The organism is Streptomyces sp. 2-1, assembly GCF_048564895.1.
GTDB classification, from domain to species: Bacteria; Actinomycetota; Actinomycetes; order Streptomycetales; family Streptomycetaceae; genus Streptomyces; species Streptomyces phaeochromogenes.
Genome location: NZ_CP183383.1, coordinates 10,801,774 through 10,824,124, shown reverse-complemented (window position 1 = coordinate 10,824,124; position 22,351 = coordinate 10,801,774). Strand labels below are relative to the sequence as shown.

20 protein-coding genes are annotated in these 22,351 nt (G+C 69.7%); 8 read left to right on the top strand and 12 right to left on the bottom strand.

Annotated features, from left to right (window positions below; translation table 11 throughout):
- Positions 1–309 precede the first annotated feature (309 nt).
- The 5 genes from ACN20J_RS47290 to ACN20J_RS47270 all read right to left on the bottom strand — a co-directional run bounded on the left by ACN20J_RS47290 (position 310) and on the right by ACN20J_RS47270 (position 4,386).
- Positions 310–1,299, bottom strand: a complete 990-nt coding sequence (locus ACN20J_RS47290) for a phosphotransferase family protein (RefSeq protein WP_419668511.1) — start codon at positions 1,297–1,299, stop codon at positions 310–312.
- 112 nt (positions 1,300–1,411) lie between these two features.
- Positions 1,412–1,615, bottom strand: coding sequence for a cold-shock protein (locus tag ACN20J_RS47285; protein WP_055617413.1), 204 nt, complete (start codon positions 1,613–1,615; stop codon positions 1,412–1,414).
- A gap of 307 nt (positions 1,616–1,922) precedes the next feature.
- Positions 1,923–2,807 carry a hypothetical protein gene (locus ACN20J_RS47280; protein ID WP_419668510.1) on the bottom strand — a complete coding sequence of 295 codons (885 nt, stop codon included), beginning with the start codon at positions 2,805–2,807 and terminating at the stop codon, positions 1,923–1,925.
- 10 nt (positions 2,808–2,817) lie between these two features.
- A complete protein-coding gene (locus ACN20J_RS47275; RefSeq protein ID WP_419668509.1) occupies positions 2,818–3,537 on the bottom strand; it encodes a helix-turn-helix domain-containing protein in 720 nt (239 codons plus the stop codon).
- 165 nt (positions 3,538–3,702) lie between these two features.
- Entirely contained in the window at positions 3,703–4,386 is a 684-nt protein-coding gene (locus tag ACN20J_RS47270; RefSeq protein ID WP_419668508.1) for a GntR family transcriptional regulator, read from the bottom strand.
- A 173-nt stretch (positions 4,387–4,559) separates the two neighbouring features.
- On the opposite strand from ACN20J_RS47270, the gene ACN20J_RS47265 reads away from it, so the two are divergent.
- A complete protein-coding gene (locus ACN20J_RS47265; RefSeq protein WP_190231389.1) occupies positions 4,560–5,099 on the top strand; it encodes a YbhB/YbcL family Raf kinase inhibitor-like protein in 540 nt (179 codons plus the stop codon).
- A gap of 8 nt (positions 5,100–5,107) precedes the next feature.
- Positions 5,108–5,815 (top strand): iron dependent repressor, metal binding and dimerization domain protein, encoded by a 708-nt coding sequence (locus tag ACN20J_RS47260; protein ID WP_419668507.1) that lies wholly within the window; start codon positions 5,108–5,110, stop codon positions 5,813–5,815.
- Positions 5,816–5,915: 100 nt separating this feature from the next.
- Here the strand turns inward: ACN20J_RS47260 and ACN20J_RS47255 are convergent, their stop codons facing one another.
- Positions 5,916–6,410 carry a nuclear transport factor 2 family protein gene (locus tag ACN20J_RS47255; protein ID WP_419668506.1) on the bottom strand — a complete coding sequence of 165 codons (495 nt, stop codon included), beginning with the start codon at positions 6,408–6,410 and terminating at the stop codon, positions 5,916–5,918.
- A gap of 263 nt (positions 6,411–6,673) precedes the next feature.
- On the opposite strand from ACN20J_RS47255, the gene ACN20J_RS47250 reads away from it, so the two are divergent.
- Positions 6,674–9,682 carry a family 16 glycoside hydrolase gene (locus ACN20J_RS47250; protein ID WP_419668505.1) on the top strand — a complete coding sequence of 1,003 codons (3,009 nt, stop codon included), beginning with the start codon at positions 6,674–6,676 and terminating at the stop codon, positions 9,680–9,682.
- A 112-nt stretch (positions 9,683–9,794) separates the two neighbouring features.
- On the opposite strand, the gene ACN20J_RS47245 is transcribed toward ACN20J_RS47250, so the two are convergent.
- Both ACN20J_RS47245 and ACN20J_RS47240 read right to left on the bottom strand, forming a co-directional pair.
- On the bottom strand, positions 9,795–11,549 hold the full coding sequence (locus tag ACN20J_RS47245; protein ID WP_419668504.1) for a sensor histidine kinase: 1,755 nt from the start codon (positions 11,547–11,549) through the stop codon (positions 9,795–9,797).
- An 85-nt stretch (positions 11,550–11,634) separates the two neighbouring features.
- Complete coding sequence (locus ACN20J_RS47240) at positions 11,635–12,396, bottom strand: response regulator transcription factor (RefSeq protein WP_190231386.1); 762 nt, start codon at positions 12,394–12,396, stop codon at positions 11,635–11,637.
- A gap of 79 nt (positions 12,397–12,475) precedes the next feature.
- Between ACN20J_RS47240 and ACN20J_RS47235 the strand changes: the two genes are divergently transcribed.
- Genes ACN20J_RS47235 through ACN20J_RS47220 form a run of 4 tightly spaced genes read left to right on the top strand, consistent with a single transcriptional unit; the run spans position 12,476 to position 16,311 of the window.
- On the top strand, positions 12,476–13,072 hold the full coding sequence (locus tag ACN20J_RS47235) for a hypothetical protein (protein ID WP_055617405.1): 597 nt from the start codon (positions 12,476–12,478) through the stop codon (positions 13,070–13,072).
- The gene (locus ACN20J_RS47230; RefSeq protein ID WP_419668503.1) at positions 13,059–14,351 is read left to right on the top strand and encodes a hypothetical protein; all 1,293 of its coding nucleotides are present in this window, start codon (positions 13,059–13,061) and stop codon (positions 14,349–14,351) included. The genes ACN20J_RS47235 and ACN20J_RS47230 overlap by 14 nt, the downstream gene beginning before the upstream one ends.
- Positions 14,348–15,088 (top strand): ABC transporter ATP-binding protein, encoded by a 741-nt coding sequence (locus tag ACN20J_RS47225; RefSeq protein ID WP_419668502.1) that lies wholly within the window; start codon positions 14,348–14,350, stop codon positions 15,086–15,088. The genes ACN20J_RS47230 and ACN20J_RS47225 overlap by 4 nt, the downstream gene beginning before the upstream one ends.
- On the top strand, positions 15,085–16,311 hold the full coding sequence (locus ACN20J_RS47220; protein ID WP_419668501.1) for an ABC transporter permease: 1,227 nt from the start codon (positions 15,085–15,087) through the stop codon (positions 16,309–16,311). Before ACN20J_RS47225 ends, ACN20J_RS47220 begins: the two co-directional genes overlap by 4 nt.
- Before the next feature lie 7 nt (positions 16,312–16,318).
- On the opposite strand, the gene ACN20J_RS47215 is transcribed toward ACN20J_RS47220, so the two are convergent.
- Positions 16,319–17,158 (bottom strand): helix-turn-helix domain-containing protein, encoded by an 840-nt coding sequence (locus tag ACN20J_RS47215; RefSeq protein ID WP_189842530.1) that lies wholly within the window; start codon positions 17,156–17,158, stop codon positions 16,319–16,321.
- A 157-nt stretch (positions 17,159–17,315) separates the two neighbouring features.
- Between ACN20J_RS47215 and ACN20J_RS47210 the strand changes: the two genes are divergently transcribed.
- Entirely contained in the window at positions 17,316–18,041 is a 726-nt protein-coding gene (locus tag ACN20J_RS47210; protein WP_419668500.1) for an alpha/beta fold hydrolase, read from the top strand.
- A 45-nt stretch (positions 18,042–18,086) separates the two neighbouring features.
- Here ACN20J_RS47210 and pepN read toward each other — a convergent pair whose 3' ends face one another.
- The 3 genes from pepN to ACN20J_RS47195 form a co-directional block, all read right to left on the bottom strand.
- On the bottom strand, positions 18,087–20,600 hold the full coding sequence (gene pepN / locus ACN20J_RS47205) for an aminopeptidase N (RefSeq protein WP_419668499.1): 2,514 nt from the start codon (positions 20,598–20,600) through the stop codon (positions 18,087–18,089).
- 137 nt (positions 20,601–20,737) lie between these two features.
- Complete coding sequence (locus ACN20J_RS47200) at positions 20,738–21,145, bottom strand: nuclear transport factor 2 family protein (protein WP_419668498.1); 408 nt, start codon at positions 21,143–21,145, stop codon at positions 20,738–20,740.
- Positions 21,146–21,300: 155 nt separating this feature from the next.
- On the bottom strand, positions 21,301–22,263 hold the full coding sequence (locus ACN20J_RS47195) for an NAD(P)H-dependent flavin oxidoreductase (RefSeq protein WP_419668497.1): 963 nt from the start codon (positions 22,261–22,263) through the stop codon (positions 21,301–21,303).
- Positions 22,264–22,351: the final 88 nt, after the last annotated feature.

Genomic DNA, 22,351 nt, shown 5'->3' with positions numbered 1-22,351 from the left:
TCGCCGCTGTCGTCGAGCGCCTTCCGTATCTGGCGGATCCTGGCGTCAACGCGATCGAGCTCATGCCCGCGGCAGAGTTCCGGGCGGCTTCTCCTGGGGCTACAACCCGTCCGTCTCGGCTCCAGGACCGTGGAACCTCCCCAGGACGATCCCCGCACACCGCGGGTCTGGCGCTTCCGCGTCCAGGACATGAGGCGCATCCCCTACCCATCGCAGCCGTGCGGCCTCGGTCTCACTCAGACGGGTAACACCCTCAAAGGTAGAAGGCAGAACTGACGCACACGGAACAAGGCGAGACGCGGCGGGCGTTCAGGTGCGGATCAGTTCCAGCGCCTGGTTCAGGTTGTACTCGGCGATGCCCGCCATGGACGCCCGGTCGGGGAAGTCTCCGTCGAGCAGCCTCAGTGGCCCCGCCGTCAGAGACAGACGCTGCGCCAGCGTGTAGAGCGCGAGCCGGTTCTCGTCCAGTCCGTCCACCTCCAGTGGCCGGTAGGCGTCGTGCAGACGGATCCGTAGAAAGACGTTCTCCCACTCGACGTCGAAGTACATCAAGCCCTCGATGTCGATCGCCACGGGGTTCCCGACCGCGTCCACCAGCACGTGGTCGGGCCCCAGTTCGCCGTGCACGACGGCGTACTCCGTGCGCGGCCGCACCTCCGCCGCCAGCCCTCGCAGCCGTTCCTCCAGCCGGTCGCGCACCCCCGCGATCCGCGGATCACGCGACGCCGCCTCTGCGAGATCCCGCAGCGCACGGTCCAGCACGACCGACTCGCACGACGTCCCGAGCGACGTGCCTCCCCCGTCGACCACGGCCACCTTGCCGTACGTGGGCGCCCGATGCTGCCGCATCGCCTCAAGGGACTCCCCGAGCCGGGCCATGACCGGGGCCGCCGCGCTCGGTTCGCGCGCGAGCAGATCCTCCAAGTTCTCGCCCGGGATGTCCTCGACGATCACGAGATCGGCCGGGCAATGGGCGCCGTCGCGGTCGACCAGACGGATGGCGGGGACGCGAACGCCGAGCGAGTCGAGCCGCGTGTGCGCGGCCTGGAACAGGTCGAGCCCGAGGCCGGGTGCGAACGGGTCGGTGAGGTCGTCGTCGCCCTCGGCCGTGGGCCAGTAGTTCTCGGCGTCGTCCCACAGGTAGGCGATCGCGGTCGTCGTGTCATCCATCACCAGGCGGTATACGCCCTTCTTGCTACCGCCCGCGATCCGCTCAGCGGCCTCCAGCCGACGCCCGCCGCCCAGCGCGGCCCGCGCCGCATCGGCCAACTGCGCGCGCGTCTCTGCCCTGGGTGCCACGTCCGAACCGCCTCTCCCCCACGATGACTTACGGACCCGTACGGGACCATCTCAGGAATGCGTCGGCCCCCGGAACACATGTTCCGGGGGCCGACGATGTCCGACCGGTGGGTCAGGCGGGCGTGATGTTCTCCGCCTGCGGGCCCTTCTGGCCCTGCGTGACGTCGAAGGTCACGACCTGGCCTTCCTGGAGCTCACGGAAGCCGGTGGAGTTGATGTTGGAGTAGTGCGCGAAGACGTCCGGTCCCCCGCCGTCCTGCGCAATGAAGCCGAAGCCCTTTTCGGCGTTGAACCACTTGACGGTTCCCTTGGCCATGCTGATGCCTTCCAGTCAATATCGGACCCGCACCGCGCGGCCCCGGAGGTGATCGCCCTGGTCCGGCACTGCACAGCAAAACGCCCGCGCCGGAGCGCGGGCAGGTACTGCGAACCACGACATCTGACAGTGACGCTACACGGCAAAACCGGCTCCCACCAGAGAACAACGGCCATGATCCGAACCGCGTCGCGCGTACTGCCCGTCAGCGGTCCGCGCGCGCAGCGTCGGCAACCGTTCTCCTTGCGCTCGGGACCCCTTCGCAAGCGCGGCAACAGCAGAACCCGACGGGCACCACCGGAGCCGCTCAGAGACGGCCGTGCTCGCGGAGGGTGTGCAGGGCGCCGAGGGTGACGATGCCGCGCCACTCGGTGCTCTGAGCCGGCATCCAGTGCAGGAAGTGGAAGTCCCAGCCGCCGTCCTCCAGTTGCTCGCCCTCCAGCCGGTCGAGATCGGCATCGATCTGGGCGGGTGTGAAGAGTGCCCGGCTCGGGGTTTCCGGCCGTGGTGAGAGTTCGAGCGGCTTGATGTGTTCGCCCTCGATGCCGCCCGGGACGGGGACGGTGCCGTCGGGGCGGATCGACGGCCGCAGCCGGTCGATCGCGGCGGCGGCACGGTCCGGGTCGGGCACCGCGTCGAGGAACTGCAGGGCGAACACCACGGTGTAGCCGCCGGCTTCCTTCCGCGATTCGAGCTCCCGCCAGCTCCAGGCCGTAGCTGCGTCGAGCCACGGGTGCTCGACCCCGAGCTGGTGCAGCCGGCCGGCGATCGCGAAGGTCAGGAAGCTGGACTCGTCGTTCGGCTCCATCCAGGGGGTACGCGGGTGGCCGAGCGCCGAGGGCAGTACTTGTGCGACACCGCCATCGGACCGGGCGACCGAAGCGACCCAGTCGGCGGTCGCAGTGACCATCGGGTCCTTCGTGGCGCCGATCTCCGCCAGAACCCCGAGTGCGGTGAGGGCCGCGGAGGGCTGACTGCCCGGACAGCGCACATCGGGTTCGAGCGCGTGGCCGAAGCCGCCGTCGGGATTCCGGTAGGGCCGCAGCGCGTCGAGCACCGGCTCGACCGGCGCGTCGTCGAGGAACACTTCGAGCTGGCGCCGCTCCAGCACGCGGGCCGTGCCTTCCATGAACTGTCGAGCCGAGTCGATACGGGATTCGCTGCTGGTCCCAGTGGTCGTTCGAGTAGTCATGCCGTCGACGCTAGGCGGCGGTCAGCCGGACGTCTTCCAGGAATCGGACGGGCGTGACTCCCGTCAGCCGGTGGACCTCGTCCGTCATGTGGGCCTGACTCGCATAGCCGGCCGCGAGCGCCTGATCGGCCAGCGACATCGCGGGGGCCTCGTCCGCCCCGATGAGCCGGCGGAGCCGGGCGACGCGGGCGAGCGTCTTCGGGGCGTAACCGACCGCGGCGGTCACCCGCCGATGGAGCTGCCTCTCGCTGACTCCGAGTTCGGCGGCGAGGTCGGCCACCCGGATCTCCCGACCCGCCAGGCGACGGGCCGCCGCGGTGGCGAGCGGATCAGGCGTGGCCCGGCGGTGGAGAACGGCTCCGGCAAGCAGGCGGAGGCTTTCGGCCGTGTCACCGGCCGTGGCCACCTGTTCGCTCAGGGCCTCGGCCTCCGACCACACCTCGGTGAGAGGGACCTGGAGGTCGCGGACCTCCGAGGCCGGCAGCCCCAGCACGTTGCCCGCGGCACCCTGTCGCAGGCGTACGCCGCAGGTCGGCATGCCAGTCGGCTCCCACAGCACCGGGCCGGTGTCGGGGCCGACAACGAGTGGCGGGCCGTCGCCCAGCCAGACCAGATCGACGCAGCCGTCCGGAACCACCCGCTCCGTCCCGTCCACGAGGGTGTCGTTGCGCCACAGACAAGCGACCACGGGCAGCAGCCCGGTCGGCGCACGGAACTCGCGGTAGGTCACGCCATCCACGATAGAACTCCGACTGGCTTCGTCCACGGCCCGCACCCGACACCCAGCACCCAGCACCCAGCACCCAGCGGCAGCATTCGTCCGCTGGTTCCGGGCAGCGGTCGGGGATCTTGACGCCCGCGCATGCTCACGAGAAATGGATGCGCGGCTCTGTCCTCACGCTGGTGGTGCGGTCAGTCCGGCCGCGGTCTGGGTGAGGTGCTGGGCCAGTACCTCGGCCGCGGTGTCGGCGTCGCGGGCCAGCGCCGCCTCCTCCAGTCGGCGGTGCTCGTCGAGGCCGTCCCGGTCGGGGTTGCGGTGTGCCGACCAGCGGCGAGCCAGCTCACTCGCGGTCCACATCCGGTCGACGGTCTCCAGCAGTACGGGGTTGCCGCAGCCCTCCAACAAGGTGCGGTGGAAGACCCGGTGGGCTTCGGACCATGCGCTGCTGTAGTACTCGCCCTCCTCCGGAACGTACGCCGGAGTACGGGCCAGACGGTGGTGGGCGGCTCGAACGCGGGCCTCCCAGTCGACGTCGCCGCGCTCGACGGACATGCGCAGCACGACCGGTTCGATGGTCCGGCGGGCCTCCGTGATCTCCTGCCAGCGGCTGTCGGAGAAGGACGGGACGGCGAAGCCGCGGTTGGGCAGCCGGTCGGCGAGACCCTCGCCGACCACCCGCACGAGCGCCTCCCGCACGACCGCCAGGCTCACGCCCTGTTCCTTGGCGAGGTCCTGCGGTTTGAGGGCGTGGCCGGGTGCGTACTCCCCGCGCATGATCGCGTCCCGCAGGTGTGCGTAGACCTGCTCGGAGAGCATCTGCTTGCCCGGCGAAGTCGAGGTGTGGGCCGTCTGGGTCATGCCGCCATCGTAGACGATCCAGTAGATAATCGATTATCTGTGTTATCGTCGATTTCATCGTCAGTGGAAGTCAGCAGGGATCCCTCTGCGCGGCGCTGAGCGGCCCCTCCGTCGGCCGCATCACCGCCACAGCCTCCGCCACCCCACAGCACGGACCGAAAGGAACAACGCGCATGAGCGCCAACGACCCCTTCGCCCGCCTCCCCGAGGCGGCCTCCTTCACCGTTACGAGCACCAACGTCACCGACGGCGCCGCCTGGTCGCCGGAGCAGCTCTCCGGCATGTCCGGTGTCCCCGGCGGCAAGGACGTCTCTCCGCAGTTGTCCTGGAGCGGCGCTCCGGAAGGCACCAAGAGTTACGCCGTCACCGTGTACGACCCCGACGCCCCCACCGGGTCCGGGTTCTGGCACTGGGCGGTCGCCGACATCCCCGCCACCGTCACCGAGTTGCCCGAGGGCGCCGGCGACGACGTCGGCTCGGGCCTGCCCGAGGGCGCCTTTCAACTGCCCAACGACGCCCGCGCGGCCCGCTTCATCGGCGCCGCCCCGCCGGCCGGGCACGGGCCGCACCGCTACTTCGTCGTGGTGCATGCCCTCGCCGTCGAGTCCATCGGCGTCGCGGCCGACGCCACGCCGGCCGTTCTCGGGTTCACGATGGCGGGCCACATACTCGGCCGCGCGGTCCTGACCGCCAGTGCCGAGACTCCCGCCTGACGAACAGCATGTCCGCACTCATCGACACCACGGAGATGTATCTCCGCACCATCCTGGAGCTCGAAGAGGACGGCGTGGTCCCCCTGCGCGCCCGCATCGCCGAGCGCCTGGACCAGAGTGGGCCCACCGTCAGTCAGACCACGGCCCGCATGGAGCGCGACGGTCTGCTGCACGTCGCCGGCGACCGGCACCTGGAGCTCACGGAGAAGGGCCGTCGACTGGCCACTCGCGTGATGCGCAAGCACCGGCTCGCCGAGTGTCTGCTCGTCGACGTGATCGGTCTGGAGTGGGAGCAGGTGCACGCCGAGGCCTGCCGCTGGGAGCACGTGATGAGCGAGGCAGTCGAACGCCGCGCCCTGGAGTTGCTCCGGAACCCGACCAAGTCGCCCTACGGCAACCCGATCCCGGGCCTGGAGGAACTCGGCGTGGAGAGCGGCGTGGATCCGTTCCTCGACGAGCCCATCGTCAGCCTCAGCGACCTGGCCCCCGGAGCGAACGGCGCGAGCACGAGCGTGGTCGTCCGCCGCATCGGGGAGCTGATCCAGACCGACCCCCCACTGATGCGCATCCTGCGGCAGGCCGGGGTACGGCCCGGCGCGGTCGTGAGCGTGACGTCATCGCCCGGCGGCGTGACGGTCGGCAGCGACGGGGAGGCCACCGAACTCGCCGAACTCTCCACACAAACGGCCGCGCACGTCTTCGTGGCCAAGCGCTGAGCCCGGCCGGGCACCGACCCGCCGCCGTGGATCCGTACAAGCATCAGGACAGCCCTCGACCACCGGAACGGAGGATCGTGGTCGAGGGCCGTCCTCGCCCTCACGGGGCGCAGGCCTCGGCGATCGACAGGCTGTTCTCGTAGAGGTGGTGCCGGGTGATCCGGCCGTCCTCGACGGTGAGGCGCAGTGCGAACGGGCCCTCGAAGGACTTTCCCGTCGCGCGTACGGTCCCCGACAGGTGGCCCATCAGGACGGCGTCGGTGCCGTCGACGAGGAAGGTGTCGACGGAGGCGCGCGCATCCTCGGGCACGGTGTATTCCATCAACTCCTGGAACTGGGCGGCGCATTCGGCGGCGGTGGACCGTGGGCGGATCCACGGGACGCCGGGGTTCTCTGCGAGCATCCAGTCGACCTCGTCGGCGAACAGCGCGACGAGCCGACCGGTGTCCCCGGCCACCCGGGCGGCGATGAACTCCTGCACGGCGGCCCGAGTGGCCTCAGCCACGGAACTCGCGGTGCCGGCCACACTCGCGGCGCCTGCCGAACTCGCGATGGTTGCTGAACTCGCCTTGGTCACGGAGGACTTGACGGACATGACACTCTCCACGTCACTGCGGCCGAATCCCGGCGGGGGTTCCCGTCGATGTGCTTGATCCTGCTCGAGTGATGGGCGGACGGTCGATTACCCCGGGAGTAATGGCTCCGGGAGTCATGGTTCCGGCCGCAACTTTGAACACTGAGATGACAAAGTATGGACATGCCAAGTGAAAGCCCCTTAGGTTGGCGGCGCAACGCAGCCACGTCACTGAAGACCGGAACGAAATCCGGCACGGTCCGGTCCCGCCTTATGGAGGACCGTTGTCCCACCATCCGTTCCTGCGTGCCCGAAGACTTCTGACCGCCCTACTGACCGGAACCGTCCTCGCCGGCGGTCTGTTGGCCGCCCCCGCGTCCTCGGCCGCCCCGTCGGCCATCCCGCCACAGGAACCCGGAGTCACACTCCGCGTGTTCGACGTGCAGACACCACTGAGCAAGCTGTGCACGCTCAAGCCCGGACAGACCCCCAACCACGACTCGTTGAAGTCGACGGTGGACTGGTCCACGGCCGACGACTTCGGTGGCTTCTCCGACCACTTCGTCTCCGAGGTGACCGGCAACCTGGTCGTGCCGCGCGACGGCACCTACGGGTTCCGTCTCACCAGCGACGACGGCTCCCGGCTGACCATCGGCGACACCACGGTGGTCGACCACGACGGACTCCACGGCGCGGAGCCGAAGGACGGCGCGGTCACGCTCACCGCGGGGTCGCACCCCCTGCGCATCGATCACTTCGAGCGCGACGGCGGGCAGCAGCTCCAACTGGCCTGGAAGCCGCCGGGCGAGAGCGACTTCGCTGTCGTGCCCCGTGAAGCACTGAGCACGGATGCCGATGTCGTCCGGGTGACGGCCCCCGGACGCAAGGAATGCGAGGCGAGCGGCGACTCCCCCGGCGACGGCCTCCCGCTCACCTCCGTCCGGCCGGACCTGACGCTCACCGATCTGCGCCCCGACGGTTTCGAACCGCAGGTCACCGGTATGGACTGGCTGCCCGACGGACGGTTGGCGATCAGCACCTGGGGCGGCTCCGACAACGTTGCCGGAGAGGTCTATCTGCTGGACAACGTCACCGGTCCGACCAGTCAGGACAAGGTCACCTTCAAGAAGGTGGCAAGCGGGCTGCGTGAGCCCATGGGCATCAAGTACGTCGACGGTTCGCTGTACGTCTCCCAGAAGCACGAGCTGACCCGGCTCGTCGACCGGAACCGCGATGACGTGGCCGACGAGTACCGCACCGTCGCGACCTGGCCGTACGGAGGGAACTTCCACGAGTTCGCCTTCGGACTCCTCTACCGCGACGGCTACTTCTACGTGAACCTCTCCGTCTCCATCAACCTCGGCGGTGCGACCACGGTTCCGCAGCCGGCGCCGGGCCGCGGGGTCACGTACAAGGTCAGCAAGAAGACTGGCAAGATCAGCCCGGTCGCGGGCGGGCTGCGCACCCCGAACGGGATCGGCTGGGGCCCGGAGGGTGAGCTCTTCGCCACGGACAACCAAGGCGGTTGGCTTCCTTCGTCGAAGCTCGTCCACGTCAAGCAGGACCGCTTCTTCAACCACTTCACCGAGCCGTCCGGCCCGTTCGACGCCTCCACGCCGACCGACCCCGTGCTGTGGCTGCCCCAGAACGAGATCGCCAACTCGCCTTCCACACCTCTGTACTTGAAGAAGGGCAGGTTCGCGGGTCAGATGCTGATCGGCGACGTGACCTACGGCGGCCTGCAGCGCGCGTACCTGGAGAAGGTGAAGGGGCAGTACCAGGGCGCCGTCTTCCGCTACACGCAGGGTCTTGAGGCCGGGGTCAACCGCCTCACCCTGGGTCCCGACGGCTCGATCTACGCCGGTGGTCTGGGCGCCGAGGGCAACTGGGGTCAGGAGGGCAAGCTCAAGTTCGGCCTGCAGAAGCTCACGCCCAACGGCGGGAACACCTTCGACATCCAGACGATGCGTGCCGTGCCGGGCGGCTTCGACCTGACGTACACCCAGCCGGTGTCCGCGACGACGGCTGCGGAGCTGGCCAAGCGCTACCGGGCCGAGCAGTGGCGCTACACGCCGACCACCGACTACGGCGGTCCGAAGATCGCCGAAGAAGCCCTGCCCGTACGCTCTGCCGAGCTGTCGAAGGACGGACGTACGGTGCGGCTGCGGCTGGACGGGCTGAAGTCGGACCGGGTCGTTCACCTTCGCTCCCCGCGGCCCTTCACCTCTGCGTCCGGTGAGGCACTGTGGAGCACCGAGGCCTGGTACACGCTCAATGCCATGCCCGGTAAGCAGCCGCCGCCCGCCACCCAGTACGAGGCCGAGGAGGCGCGTCTGACGGGCTCAGCGGGAATCAACACCGATCATGTCGGCCACTCCGGCAGCGGCTTCGTCGACCGGTACTCCACGGAGGGCAAGGTCGCCACCACCTTCGACGTGACAGTCCCCAAGGCTGGCACGTACGACGTCAACCTGCGCTATTCCAACGGCCCGAACCCGTTCCAGGGCACCAAGTCGCTCTCCCTGTACACCAATGGGAAGAAGCTGCGGCAAGTGAAGCTGGCCTCTACCGGTGACTGGGATTCATGGTCCACGCAGACCGAACCGGTAGTGCTGCGCGCCGGAAAGAACACCGTCTCCTACAGCTACGACGCCGGCGACACCGGACACGTCAACCTCGATCTGCTCACTGTTCGCCCGCACGGCGCGCCTGTCACCCTCTTCGACGGGAGCGCCGCCTCGCAGTCCGAGTGGCAGCACACGGACGGGCGACGGCTCAAGTGGCCGCTCACCGACGAGGAGTCGATGGAGGTGTGCTGCGGTGACATCCGGACCCTGGACGCGTACCAGGACTTCAAGTTGCACGTCGAGTTCCGCGTGCCGCTGCTGCCTCCCGATGTCACTGGTCAGGACCGTGGGAACAGCGGAATCTTCATCCAGGACCGCTACGAACTGCAGATCCTCGACTCCTACGGTGACACCTCCCTGGACACCAACGAAGCCGGAGCCTTCTACCTGAAGAAGGCACCCGACGTGAACGCGGCCAGGGCGCCCGAGACCTGGCAGACGTACGACATCGTCTTCCGCGCCGCCCGGTACGACGACAGCGGGAGCAAGACGGCCGACGCGCGGGTGACCGTGGTGTGGAACGGCGAGAAGGTGCACGACGACATCGCCCTCGACGGCCCCACCGCCTCGGGCAGACCCGAGACACCGGCAGCGGGCGCGATCCGTCTGCAGGACCACGGGAACAAGGTCCGGTTCCGCAACATCAGACTGGAGCCTCTTGCCTGACCTGACCCACGTGACGTGACCTGACGTGACGTGATCCGAAGCCGGGCCCGGTTCCTGACCGGGCCCGGCTTCCACGTCACCTCGGGTGGAGGCAGTCCGAGGTGAGGTCAGGTCAGGTCCGCCTGTCCGCACGTACGACAGGCAGCGTCACGCCGAAGACCGTGCCGGCCCCCGGAGTGCTGTGGACCGTGACCGTCCCGTCGTGGGCGTGGGTGAGCTGGCGGACGATGGCCAGACCGAGCCCGCTGCCGCCGGTGGAGCGGCTGCGGGACTTCTCGGCTCGCCAGAAACGGTCGAAGACATACGGCAGTTCATCCGGCTCGATGCCTTGACCGGTGTCCCTGACCTCGATGCTCACCTCGGACTCCGCGCCGACCGCGCGCAGTTCGACACTGCCCCGGGCCGCCGTGTGGCGTACGGCGTTCGAGACCAGGTTGCCGATCATCTGACGGATGCGTACGGGGTCCGCGTACAGCTTCGGATCGTCTTCCGTGCGGACGGTGAGGGTGACTCCGGCCGAGTCCGCCGCGGCACGGTGTGCTGTCGCGACCTGGTGAAGGAGGTCCCGTACGAAGACATCCTCGCGGTGCAGCCGTAGCACGCCCGCGTCGGCGGCGGCGAGGTCCTGCAAGTCGTCGATGAGGTGCTGCAGTTGCAGTGCCTCCTCCAGGAGCGAGGTGGTGAAGTCGTCGTCGGGCTCGGCGATGCCGTCCTCCGCGGCCTCCAGCCACACCCGGATGTTGTTGAGCGGGCTGCGCAGTTCATGGGCGATGTCGCTGACCATCGCCCTGCGCTGTTCCTCGGCGTGCTCGCGCCGCGCGGAGAGATCGTTGAAGGCCGCGGCGAGCCGGCCGATCTCGTCATTGCTGGTGACGGGGACGCGGGCGTGCCGGTCGCCCGGACCGCGAGCGGCGGCGGTCAACGCACGCAGCGGTCGGACCAGTCGACGCCCGACCAGCACGGTCGAACTCACGGTCAGGACGAGGACGAGCCCAGTCACCCCGGCGATCCGGGCGGTGTTGGCCGGCGAGAGGTCGAGTCCCACGGACGCCACGGCGGGGATCTGGGCGTCACCGATGAACAGGAGGGCGGGCGGGGCCACGTACGGGGTGAGCTGTACGCGCCGGGCGGTATCCACGCAGTCCTGTACCGCGGGGGAGATGGCGATGAAGTCGAGTCCGACGCCGACGACCGACTCGTGCCGGTCCCGCAGGCACTTCGCCGCGAGGGCGTTGAGGCGGTCGAGGGCCTTCCGCTCCGGCTCCGTCGGGGTGTCCAGCTCGGCCGTCGGGCAGACGCCGGTGATCTTGTACCTGATGGCGGCGTCGTCGTTGCCGATCCGGATCACCGGACGACCGCTCGGCCGGTCGATGCGGGTCGCGGGTGCTCCGGATCGCTGAAGACAGGCCTGGAGCCGGTCGGCGGCGGCGCGCAGTTTCGCGCGGGCGTCGGCGGTGAGCCGGTAGGGACCGATGACACGTGGGTCGATGCGGTCGGCGTCCGCGCTCCCGGCCGGTGCGACGTGCAACGGGTCGATGACCGCGGACACCCGGTCGGGCCGTGGCGCCTTCGGATCAGAGTCGGCGATCGTCCGGCGGTCCCGGGTCGTCAGGACGATCCGCCGTCCGGTGCTCGATGCCAACTCCCCTATCAGACCGTCCACTTGGGACCAGTCCCGGTGGGTCGCCGCGCGGCCCACCAGGGTGTCGTAGAGATGGGTGTCGTCGGTCAGGATGCGGCCCTGCTCCTGGCGGATCGCACCGGTGGTGGTGCGTACGGTGAGCCACGCGGTGGCGGCGATCGCGCAGACGGCGATCAGCACGGACGTGGCGAGCAGGCGCACGAGGAGGCTGCGGTGCGGCGGCACCCGATCACCGTCGGTCCGCCCGGGATCCCTTCGCCCGTCGGCGGTCCGCTCAGCATCGGTCCGCCCGCCGCCGGCGCCCCCTCCGTCAGAGCGCGGCACGGCCGTCGGTGAGTTCGGTGCCGTCGGTCGGCTCGGCGCCACCGGTCGGCTTCCTGCCGTCGGTGAGCTTGTAGCCGACGCCGTACACGGTCAGCAGGCGGACCGGTTCGCGCGGATCCGTCTCGATCTTCCTGCGCAGGTTCATCACATGGACGTCCACGGTCCGTTCCGTGATGTAGCGGTCGAACCCCCGGGTGCTGGCGAGGAGTTGACGGCGGCTGAACACCCGCTCCGGGTGAGCGGCCAGCGCCTGGAGGATCACGAACTCGCCCGGCGTGCACTCGACTTCACGCCCGTCGGCCTCGACCACATGGCGTACGGGGTCGACGGTCAGGCCGCCGACCCGCAGAACGGACTCCTCCTCCTCGGCGGAGGCGGACCGGTGGGTGCGTCTGATGAGGGCCCGGATCCGGGCCATCAGTTCGCGCGGGCTGTACGGCTTGGTCATGTAGTCATCGGCACCGTGGTCGAGCCCGCGCAGCAGATCCTCCTCCGCGGAGCGCGCCGTGAGCATCAGCACCGCCACGTCGTCGGCCTCGCGTCGGACCGTACGGCACACGTCCAGGCCGTCCACGAGGGGCATCATCACATCGAGGATCAGCACATCGGGACGGTTGCGGCGGATCTCCTCGATCGCGGCGTGGCCGTCGTGGACGACGACCACCGAATGGCCCTCCCGCCGCAGATAACGCCGCACGACCTCGGCGTGCTTCGGATCGTCTTCCGCGACAAGAACATGTGCGCACATGCTGCGGACCCTACGGGGCCCAACAGCTCTCTCATACCGGCCTGACAAGTTCTTCAAATCTCTCCGTGACCGTACGGGGATGACGAAAACCACTCACTTCACCGGTACGGGGACGGTCGTGGCCGCTGTCCTGTGCCTGGCCGCGCTGTCCGCCTGCGGCGGATCACCCGTCGGTGGTTCGGACGACACGGCCAAGGACGACCAGGTGGCCTCGGTGACGAGCCCGGCCGCGAAGGACGGTGCGAGCGCCTCGGCGAGCTCCGGCACGGAGGAGGGCGTCCCGCTGCGGACGGACATGAGCGAGGACGAGAAGAAGCGGATCCAGACGGCCTGGGGCGTCTGTCTGAAGAGTCAGGGAGTGCCCACGGCCGACAAGGGAATCCCGGGGATGGTGCTCCCGGCGGCCGGCGCGGACAAGTACCCGAAGGAGTACAAGGCATGCAAGGCGAAGCAACCCATCACGCCCCCTCAGCTGAACCCGAACGACCCTGATTACGCGGACGGCCTCCGCTCCTGGGTGCGCTGCATGAACGACAAGGGGCTGAAGGTGGACACTCTCCCCGACGCCGCCGGATGGACCTGGGCCGACGAGCCGGGCCCGGTGGCTCCGGGTTCGTCGCAGGCCGACCAGATCGAGGCGAACTGCCAGGAGGAAGCGCTCAGTGCGAAGAAATGAGGCCTCTCCCCGCCCCCGGCGGCGCCTCCTGCTGACGGTGAGCGGAGCCTCGGTGGTACTCGCCATCACGGCCGGAGCGGTTGTCTGGACCGGTCGGCACGGACAGGAGTCGCGGGCCTCCGCCGACGAGAGAGTGCACGTGACGACCGCGGTGGTGGAGCGCGCCGATCTGTCCGACACCCTGACACTCGGCGGAACCCTCGGTCATGGCCGGAGCCGGGTGGTGCGGAGCGGCAAGGATGGCCTGGTCACCTGGCTGCCGCGGATCGGGGCGGAGGTCACCAGGGGCGGGCAGATGTTCCGGGTGAACGACAACCCGGTACCGCTGCTCTACGGATCGACCCCGCTGTACCGCACCCTGCGGGACGAGGGCACGGTCGGGCGCGATGTGAAGGTCCTCGTCGACAACCTCAGGAAACTCGGATACGACTTCGGAGAGCAGCCGGAGGTCGGCAGCTGGGTGCGGCCACGTCCGGCGGCGACACCGACTTCGGACGGGGCCGGCGCCGAGGGGGAGACCGCGTCCGCCGATGCGGCTTCGGGCAAGTCCGGCCAGGACGCGGCACCCTCGGCCCGGCCGACCGCTGCCGACTCCGCCGGGGCAGGTTCGCCCGCCGCCTCCCCCTCCCCCGCTCCCGTCCAAGTCCGCCGCGGAGAGGGTGTGTTGACGGCGGGCGTGATCGCCGCGCTCAAGCGCTGGCAGTCCCGTACCGGCGCTGCGGCCACCGGTGAGCTGGGTCCGGGGGACGCGATCGTGCTCTCCGGTGCCGTGCGCGTCGGCGGTCTGCTGGCGGAGCCCGGTGACGCGGCCGGCGGGGACCTGCTGTCGGTCACCTCGACCGTCAGGCAGGTCACCGTCCCCTTGAAGGCGGACGCGACCGGCTCCGTCCGCAGGGGCAACAAGGTGACCGTGACCCTGCCGGACAACTCCACCGTCCGGGGACACGTCACCGCGCTGAGCAGCGACGCACAGTCCGCGGACCAGAACGCGGGCGGCGAGCCCCAGCTCACGGTGACCGTGGGCCTCGACGACCCCGAGGCCGGACCCGTACGCGATGCGGACTCCGGGTCCGTCCGGGTCGGCTTCACCTCGGCCGCCAAGAAGGACGTCCTCGTGGTGCCGGTCGGCGCGCTGCTGGCCCTGAGCGAGGGCGGCTACGCCCTGCAACGGCCGGGCGGCCGACTACTGCCCGTGGAGACCGGCTTGTTCGCCAAGGGCAGGGTCGAGGTCAGCGGGCCGGAGATCTCGGAAGGGCTGCGCGTGGTGACCGCCTCATGACGCCCGTACTCAGCGTCCGCGGGACCGGCATGGCATACGGAGGCGGGGTCAAGGCCCTGGACGACGTGTCGTTGACGATCGAGGAGGGCGAACTCCTCGCCATCGTCGGCCCGTCGGGATCCGGGAAGTCCACTCTGCTGCACATCATGGGCACCTTGGACCGGCCGACCTCCGGAACCGTGGAGATCGGCGGCGAGGATGTCCTGAGCCTGTCCGACCGGGAGCTGTCGGCACTGCGTGGCCGCCAACTCGGCTTCGTCTTCCAGCAGTTCCATCTCACCGACGGGCTGAGCGCCTGGGAGAACGTGGCGACCGGGCTGCTGTACGCGGGCGTCCCCCGTCGATCGCGTCGGCCGCGCGCCCTGGAGGCGCTGGCGAGGGTGGGGCTCGACCATCGCTCAGGCCATCTCCCCCAACAGCTGTCCGGTGGCGAACGGCAACGCGTGGCGATCGCCCGGGCCCTCGTCCATGAACCCATGCTGGTCCTGGCGGACGAGCCGACCGGCGCTCTCGACACCGCGAACGGCACCGCCGTCCTCGATCTGCTCAGCGCGCTCAACGACGACGGCACGACCATCGCGGTCATCACCCATGACCGCGACATCGCCTCCCTGCTGCCCCGGACGGTGGAGCTCCGCGACGGTCGGATCGTCGCGGACACCCGAGCCGGGGCCCGAACCGGGGCCGTGGCCCAGCCCGTCGCAGACACCCAGAAGGCAGGGAACGCTCCCGCATGACAGGAACCGAAGTCGCGTCGGCCCGCCGCCGCACAAGGCCCCGACCCGTCCGGCTCGCCCCGGCCGATCTGCTCGGTCTCGGGCTGCTGGGCATCCGTACCCGTAAGGTGCGGGCCGCCCTGTCCGCCCTGGGCATCTCCATCGGTATCGCGACACTGATCGTGGTGACCGGCATCCCGGCGTCGAGCCAGCGGGCCCTGATGGCGGAACTCTCGGCGCTGGGCACGGACATGCTGCGGGCCCAGCCGATGCCCGACCAGGATCCGCCGGTGCTGCTGCCCGAGGAGTCCCCCGCGATGGCCCGCCGCATCGGCCCCGTCACCACGGTCGGGGTGGTCGCCAACACCCATGCCGACGTGCACCGTTCGGACCGGGTCGACCCCGGTGACTTCTCCGGCATCAGCGTGCTGGCCACTCGGCCGGGGCTGCTGAAGGCCGTCAACGGCCGACTGATGTCGGGCCGGTTCCTCAGCTCGTCGACCGAGCGGCTGCCGACCGTGGTGCTGGGCTCGGTGGCCGCGTCCCGGCTCGGCATCCCCCAGGTGACCGGGGACCCGCAGATCTTCGTCGGCAGCCACTGGTTCACCGTCATCGGCATCCTGCGGCAGACACCGCTCTCCCCCGATCTGGACAGGGCGGTGTTCGTCGACTGGCAGACGGCCCGCGACACGCTGAAGTTCGACGGCCACCCCACGGTGATCTACGTCAAAGCACGGGAGTCCCAGGTCGAGGCCGTCCGGGACGTTCTCCCCGCCACGCTCAATCCACAACTGCCCGGCATGGTCCAGATCAGCAAGCCGTCCGACGCGCTGGCCGCCAAACGCGCCACCCAGTCCACGTTCTCGGCGCTGTTCCTGGGCCTGGCGGGAGTCGCGCTGCTGGTGGGCGGGATCGGGGTGGCCAACACGATGGTGGTCTCGGTGCTGGAGCGGCGCCGGGAGATCGGGCTGCGCCGTGCGCTGGGTGCGAGCCGGGGCCAGATCCGCGGCCAGTTCTTGACGGAGTCGGTGGTCCTGTCCACGCTGGGCGGACTGGCGGGCACGGTCATCGGCGTCCTGGCCACGGTCGGCTACGCGTCCTGGCACGACTGGCCCCCGGTCGTGCCCGCGGCGGCTGTGCTGAGCGGGGTGGGAGGTGCCGTGGTGATCGGGGTGGTGGCCGGCGTCTACCCCTCGGTCCGAGCGGCCCGGCTCACACCTACGGAGGCACTGGCCACCGTCTAGCGGCTCGTCACATCCGTACAGACGGCTGTATGACGGAGGCGAGCAGTGCCAGTCTGTCGGCGCTGTCGGTACCGGGGTCCGGGTGGTAGACGACGAGCGTCTGGCCTGGCGCGCCGTCGATGCTCAGCCGCTCCCTGTTCAGCTGCAACCCGCCAACCTGGGGGTGCTCGATGTGCTTGGGCGCGGCTTCGCAGGCCTGTACGTCGTGCCGGGCCCAGAGTCGGCTGAACAGGGGGCTGGCGAGGGAGAGTTCGCCGACGAGCTCGATGAACCGGGGGTCGTCCGTGTCGGTGCCGACCGACTCGCGGAAGCCGGCGACCATGCCCCCGGCGGCGCCTTCCCAGTACGGGTAGAGCGCCTGCTCGGCCGGGTCGAGGAACAAGGACAGCAGTCGGTTGGCGCCCGCCGTGAAGCGTGGCGACAGGGCCGTCGCCAAGGTGTTGGCGGCGAGGACGTCGAAGTAGCGCCCCTCGACCAGCGCGGGGATCTGGAGCGTGGCGACGAGTTTGGCGATGCTCGACGGGACGGTCTCCTTCCGCGGCCGGGGCCTGGTGCGATGCCGTCGGGGCCGGTCGGCGCCGAGCAGCAGCAGGTGCGCCGTCGCGTCCTCGTCGAGCCGCAGCACGCGCGCGATGGACTCCAGGACCTGTACGGAGGGGTTGCGGTCGCGGCCCTGTTCCAGGCGCAGGTAGTAGTCGGCGCTGATACCGGCGAGCATCGCGACCTCTTCCCGCCGCAGACCCGGTACGCGCCGTACCCCCATGACGGGGATACCGACCTGTTCGGGAGTGACGAGCTCACGGCGGGCGCGTACGTAATCGCCCAGCAGGTTCGGTCCGTCGGTCATCTCTCCACTGTAATTCGCGGGGTTGTGCGCGTGCCTGGTCCTGTCACCCCCAGGATCGCGGGGGCCCTGGCTCGGTCGGAACCCGGGCGGCAGCGTGACCGGCGGCCACTTCATCGTCTGCCCCCCGGCGCGGACAAGCACAGCAAGGAGCGCAAACATGTCGACGTATCTGCTGGTACATGGTGCCTGGCACAGTGGAGAGTGCTGGCAGCGGGTGGTCCCGTTGCTGGTGTCGGCCGGGCATCGGGTGCTCGCGCCGTCGCTGACCGGCTATGGCGACAAGGCTCATCTGCTCAGCGCCGAGGTAGGGCTCGACACTCATGTCGACGACATCGTCAGGCTGATCGTCGAGGAAGACCTCACCGAAGTGGTCCTCGTCGGACACAGTTACGCCGGGCTGGTCATCTCGTCCGCGACCAACCAGGTCCCGGACCGGATCGGGGGGTTGGTCTACCTCGACGCGATGGTGCCGGAGGACGGCGAGAGCGCGGCCGATGTCCTGCCCGTGACCCAGGCACTGATCGACCTCGCCGTGAAGTCGGACAGTGGCTGGCGGATTCCGCCGCTGCCCGAACTGCCCCCGCCCTCGGGCCTGTTCGGGGTCACCGACCCGGCGGATGTCGCTTGGTTGCGGACCATGCTGTCGGACCAGCCGGTGCGCTGTCTCCAGCAACCGGTCCGGCTCGACAACCCGGCCGTGAACGCGATCCCGCGGACCCACATCCACTGCACCGTCGGCAAGCCGGACGGCTTCGACCGGCGCCCCGTCCCAGCAACACAGCCCAACGGGGCACCGGCACAGGTGTGGGAACTGGCGACGGGCCACGACTGCATGGTCACGATGCCGGTCGAACTCGCCGAACTACTCCTCAAGCTCGGCTGACCCACACCCGTGCTCACCCACTCATGCGGTCACCCAGTCACCGACTCACCGGTCCGTCGAGGTGCCCCGGGAGTGGAGCATTCGCTTTACCGTGTCCGAGCGTTCCAGGAGGGTGTTGCGGACCACCGGGGCCGCCTCGTGGGCCGCCTTCTGGGCCTCCTCGATGTACGTGGAGTCGATGGCATGCGGTGGGAAGAGCTGGCCCGCGAAGACCATCGCCGGAATCATTCCGCCCCGGTGCAGGTCCGGGATCGAGTCCAGGTAGTGCTGTGTGTAGGGCGTCAACAGGGCGTCCTGGTCGGGGCGCCAGAACGCCGCCGCCACCTGGCCGACCGAGTTGATGGGCACCGCACGGTCCACAGCAAGCCTCTGCCAGACCTCTTCCTTCGCGGCGGGGTCCGGCAGGGCGGCCCGTACGGTGAGGGCACGGACCCAGGCGTCGGGGTCCGGGTCGCGTTCCAGCAGGAGGGCGCTCTCCGAGGAGACGTCCCCGCCAAGTTCCGCCTCGCGGACGAGCGTTCGCCAGAGCAGGTCCACGTCGTCGCCGGCCTGTTCGCGGAGCCACGCCAACTCGTCCGGTGTCGTCGCGACGCGGGCCAGACCGCGGAGGGCGACCTGACGACGGCCGGGGTCCGCAGCGTGGCGGCGACAGGCCTCCGCCACCGCCGCCGTCAGCCCTGCCCGTTCGCCTTCCGGCGCCCACAGTTCGGCGATGTTCGCGGCGAGGGTCAGATAGGGCTCGATCACGGCGTCGGACGTCTCGGCCATGAGGACAGCGGTGATGCTCCGCCCGGCTTCCGCCGCCGTGGCCTCGCCGGTGGTCAGCATGTCCCACACGGTCGCCGTGGCCACTCCTCGGGAGATGGCAGTGGGCAGTTGTGCCGCCGCGAGGAAGAAGGCGTCCCTGGTCGCGGGGTCGGGACGGGTCGTGGCGAAGGTCAGGTCCTCGTCGTTGATCAGCAGAACGTCGAGGTCGGCCTCGGTCGGGAGACCGGTGACCGGAGTGCGGGTCTGCGTGACCTCGACGCGCACGAGCGCCCTGCGTTCCAGGACTTCGCCGCTCGGGTCGTTGTTTCCCCCGTTGCTCCCGTTGCTGCCGTGGCCTCCGTCGCCGCCGTCCTTGCCGTTCCTGTTGTATGCGCCCACCGCCAGGACCTGCGGGCGCGGGGTGTCGACCGCCACCAGCGTGACGGTGTCGCCGTCGCGTTCCAGTGAGAAGCGGTCGGTGCCCGCCGTCGCCAGCCAGGCGGCGCGCCAGGTGTCCAGGTCCCGCCCGCTGGCCTCGGAGAGGGCGTCGATCAGGTCCTGGAGCGTGGCGCTGCCCCACGCGTGACGCGCGAAGTAGGCGGTCATGCCGACCCTGAAGCGCTCCTCGCCGACATACGTCTTGAGCTGCTGGAGGACCGAGGCGCCCTTGGGATACGTGATGTTGTCGAAGATCGACGCGGCCTGGGCGACATCGTGGATGGGCTGGTGGATCGGGTGCGAGACGGGACCCTGGTCGGAGAGGTACGCCTTGAGCTTGCCGCCCGCCAGGTGGCTCGCCCACGCGTCGGTGTACCGGGTCGCGCGCTCGGCGGCCCAGTGGCAGGCGAACTCCGCGAACGCCTCGTTCAGCCAGAGGTCGTCCCACCACCGCATGGTGACGATGTTGCCGAACCACATGTGTGCCATCTCGTGCAGCAGCACCTTCGCGAGCAGCTCGCTCTCGGCGGGCGTCGGCGTGGCCCGTCGCAGGAACGCGTCCGACCAGGTCACACAGCCGTAGTTCTCCATCGCCCCGCCGAACTCGGGCACGAACACCTGGTCGTACTTGCGTTGCGGGAACGGCATCGCGAAGACCTCGCCGAAGAAGGCGAGTCCCTGTCGGGTGAGGGTGAAGAGCTCGTCGGCGTCGCGCTCGAGAATCGGAGCGAGGGAGCGGCGGGCGTAGATGCCCAGGTCGTGGCCGTCGGCCTCGCGACGGATCTCGTGGAAGGGGCCCGCGTTGACGACGGTGTTGTACGTCGACAGCAGCGGCGTGTCCGGGAAGGTCCAGCGGCGTGCCGACTCCAGTTCCTCGATGCGTGGGTCGCCGGAGTTGCTGGTGACGGTCCACGCGGACGGCGCCGTGACGGTGAAGGCGTGCGGTGCCTTGAGGTCGGGTTGGTCGAAGCACGCCCAGACGTAGCGGGCCTCGTCCGGTTCGAAACTCATCCACACGTAGACCTCGCCGTCCGCGGGGTCGATCGCCCTGTGTACGCCCTCGCCCGTGGTCGTGTCGGCCTGGACGCTCTCCACACGCAGGACGTTGTGCCCGGCAAGCGCGGGCAGGGCTATTCGGCCGTCCGCGGTGGAAGTGAGGGGTCTGCCGTTCAGCGTGGCGCTCCGCACCTCCGCCGCACAGTCCACGAAGGTCTCCGCGCCCGGCTCACGACAACTGAAGGCCACGGTGGAGACACACCGGACCTCCGGCCCGTCGGCCAGACCTGTGAAGTCGATGTCCACGTCGTAACGCTCGACCTCCAACAGCGCGCCCCGGCGCTCGGCCTCGGAACGGGTCAGGCTCCGGATCTCCATATGTCCTCCCTCGTCAGACAGCGGGCGTCAGCGTACGACGGAGGACGGCTGCGGTCGCCGGGTTTTCGGCGCGCCGAACAGCCTTCGGGTTCCTGGCAGCAGCCGTCGACCACACCCGCTTGGGAACGTCGGCGTACTCAACTCATCAACTCCGGGGCGAAGTAGTCACGCAGCCGGGCGATCTTCCCGTCGCGGATGCGGATGATCTGCACCAGCGAGACGGCAACGTCCTCTCCGTCCCCGTCGAAGACCGTGTCGATCTCGGCGATGAAGACATCGGGGCTGTCGGTGGTGTGCAGCACGTACCCGGACTTCTCGAAGTTCGGCGAGCGGCCGTCCTCCACCGGCTGCTCGTAGTACGCCGCCATGGCGCTCCGGATCTCCTCACGACCCACCAACCTCCGGGGGAAGGCGGCGCCGGCAGGCATGAGCGGTGCCTCGAAGACGCCGTCCTCGGTGAAGCTCTCGGCAAGGGCATCGGCGTTGCGGCTCACGGTTCCGGCGTAGATGTAACTCTCGAAGATCTCCTGGGGCGTTCTGGACACGGGGACCTCCCTGGTCGCGGACACAAAAGACCACATCATCACAGCGACGCACGCGGGATCGTGGTTTCCGCGAACGTTCACCTTTCGGCTGATGGACCAACCAGCAGTCTGGGAAGGCAGTTGCCTGCGCGCCGCCGGATGGCCGGCCGATCCGGTCAGAGTCTTCCGGCACGGTTGAGCGCGACTTCAGCCTGCGCGGCCAGCGTGTCGACGAGATCAGCTGCGGATGGCAGGTCGGTGATGAGGTCGACTGCCTCGCCGGCCCACATCGGCAGCGCGGGGATCTCCCCCTGCGCCAGGTCGTGTTGGTAGTCCTGCCTGGCCCTGGGGTCCGCTGCTAGTTCGGCTTCCCTGCCCCGCCACCGGTCGAGGTAGCGGTGGCCCAGGGTCCGAGCGGTGTACTTCGACGGCCACCGGGAGCCTCGGGCGATGTCGAGCACCCGGTTGCGCTCGGTGTCCTCGCCGTGTCCCTCGACGATCGCCTTGGCTGTCGAGGGATCCACGAGGGCCTCGGTCGTGGCCTGGAAGCGTGTGCCTACGAGCGCTCCCGCGGCGCCCAGTGCCAGGGCCGCCGCCACCCCGCGGCCGTCGGCGATCCCGCCGGCCGCCAGTACCGGCACAGGTGCCGCTAGATCCACCACGACCGGCACGAACGGCAAGGTGGAGCGCCCTTGTCGGGCCCCATGCCCACCGCTCTCGGTGCCCTGCGCCACGATGACATCGGCGCCCAGGTCAACCGCCTGCCTGGCCTCTTCCAGGTCGGTCACCTGAATGATCAGCACGGTGTCGGCCGCGCGGATGCGCTCAGCGAACGGGCTCGGGTCCCCGAAGGACAACATCACTGCCCTGGGCCGGTGTTCAAGTGCCCGCTCGATCGCGTCGGCGTCGATCTGCCAGGTCAGGAACCCGATGCCCCACGGCTTCCCGGCGGCCTCGGCAATGAGCGGCAGTTCACGGGCGAGCCACTCCGGGTCCCCGTTCGCGGAGCCCAGCATCCCGAGCCCGCCGCCACGGGACACGGCCGCCGCCAGCGCACCACCGGCCGATCCGCCCATCGGCGCCAGCGCGATCGGGTGCCGCACACCGAGCAACTCCGTGAACCGCGTCGACAGTCCCATGACCGCCTTCCTCCCCCTCAACTTGCCTCCACGAACGTTCACTTGCTGTGGAGTGAGCGGAGTGAATATGACTGGCCCCGCCGTGCAC

Coding starts and splice junctions, on each gene's coding strand:
- ACN20J_RS47265 (WP_190231389.1), top strand. CDS start 4,560: ATGAGCGCCAACGACCCCTTCGCCCGCCTCCCCGAGGCGGCCTCCTTC.
- pepN (WP_419668499.1), bottom strand. CDS start 20,600: ATGGAGATCCGGAGCCTGACCCGTTCCGAGGCCGAGCGCCGGGGCGCG.
- ACN20J_RS47220 (WP_419668501.1), top strand. CDS start 15,085: ATGACAGGAACCGAAGTCGCGTCGGCCCGCCGCCGCACAAGGCCCCGA.
- ACN20J_RS47210 (WP_419668500.1), top strand. CDS start 17,316: ATGTCGACGTATCTGCTGGTACATGGTGCCTGGCACAGTGGAGAGTGC.
- ACN20J_RS47260 (WP_419668507.1), top strand. CDS start 5,108: ATGTCCGCACTCATCGACACCACGGAGATGTATCTCCGCACCATCCTG.
- ACN20J_RS47215 (WP_189842530.1), bottom strand. CDS start 17,158: ATGACCGACGGACCGAACCTGCTGGGCGATTACGTACGCGCCCGCCGT.
- ACN20J_RS47195 (WP_419668497.1), bottom strand. CDS start 22,263: ATGGGACTGTCGACGCGGTTCACGGAGTTGCTCGGTGTGCGGCACCCG.
- ACN20J_RS47225 (WP_419668502.1), top strand. CDS start 14,348: ATGACGCCCGTACTCAGCGTCCGCGGGACCGGCATGGCATACGGAGGC.
- ACN20J_RS47280 (WP_419668510.1), bottom strand. CDS start 2,807: ATGACTACTCGAACGACCACTGGGACCAGCAGCGAATCCCGTATCGAC.
- ACN20J_RS47270 (WP_419668508.1), bottom strand. CDS start 4,386: ATGACCCAGACGGCCCACACCTCGACTTCGCCGGGCAAGCAGATGCTC.
- ACN20J_RS47285 (WP_055617413.1), bottom strand. CDS start 1,615: ATGGCCAAGGGAACCGTCAAGTGGTTCAACGCCGAAAAGGGCTTCGGC.
- ACN20J_RS47235 (WP_055617405.1), top strand. CDS start 12,476: ATGACGAAAACCACTCACTTCACCGGTACGGGGACGGTCGTGGCCGCT.
- ACN20J_RS47240 (WP_190231386.1), bottom strand. CDS start 12,396: ATGTGCGCACATGTTCTTGTCGCGGAAGACGATCCGAAGCACGCCGAG.
- ACN20J_RS47255 (WP_419668506.1), bottom strand. CDS start 6,410: ATGTCCGTCAAGTCCTCCGTGACCAAGGCGAGTTCAGCAACCATCGCG.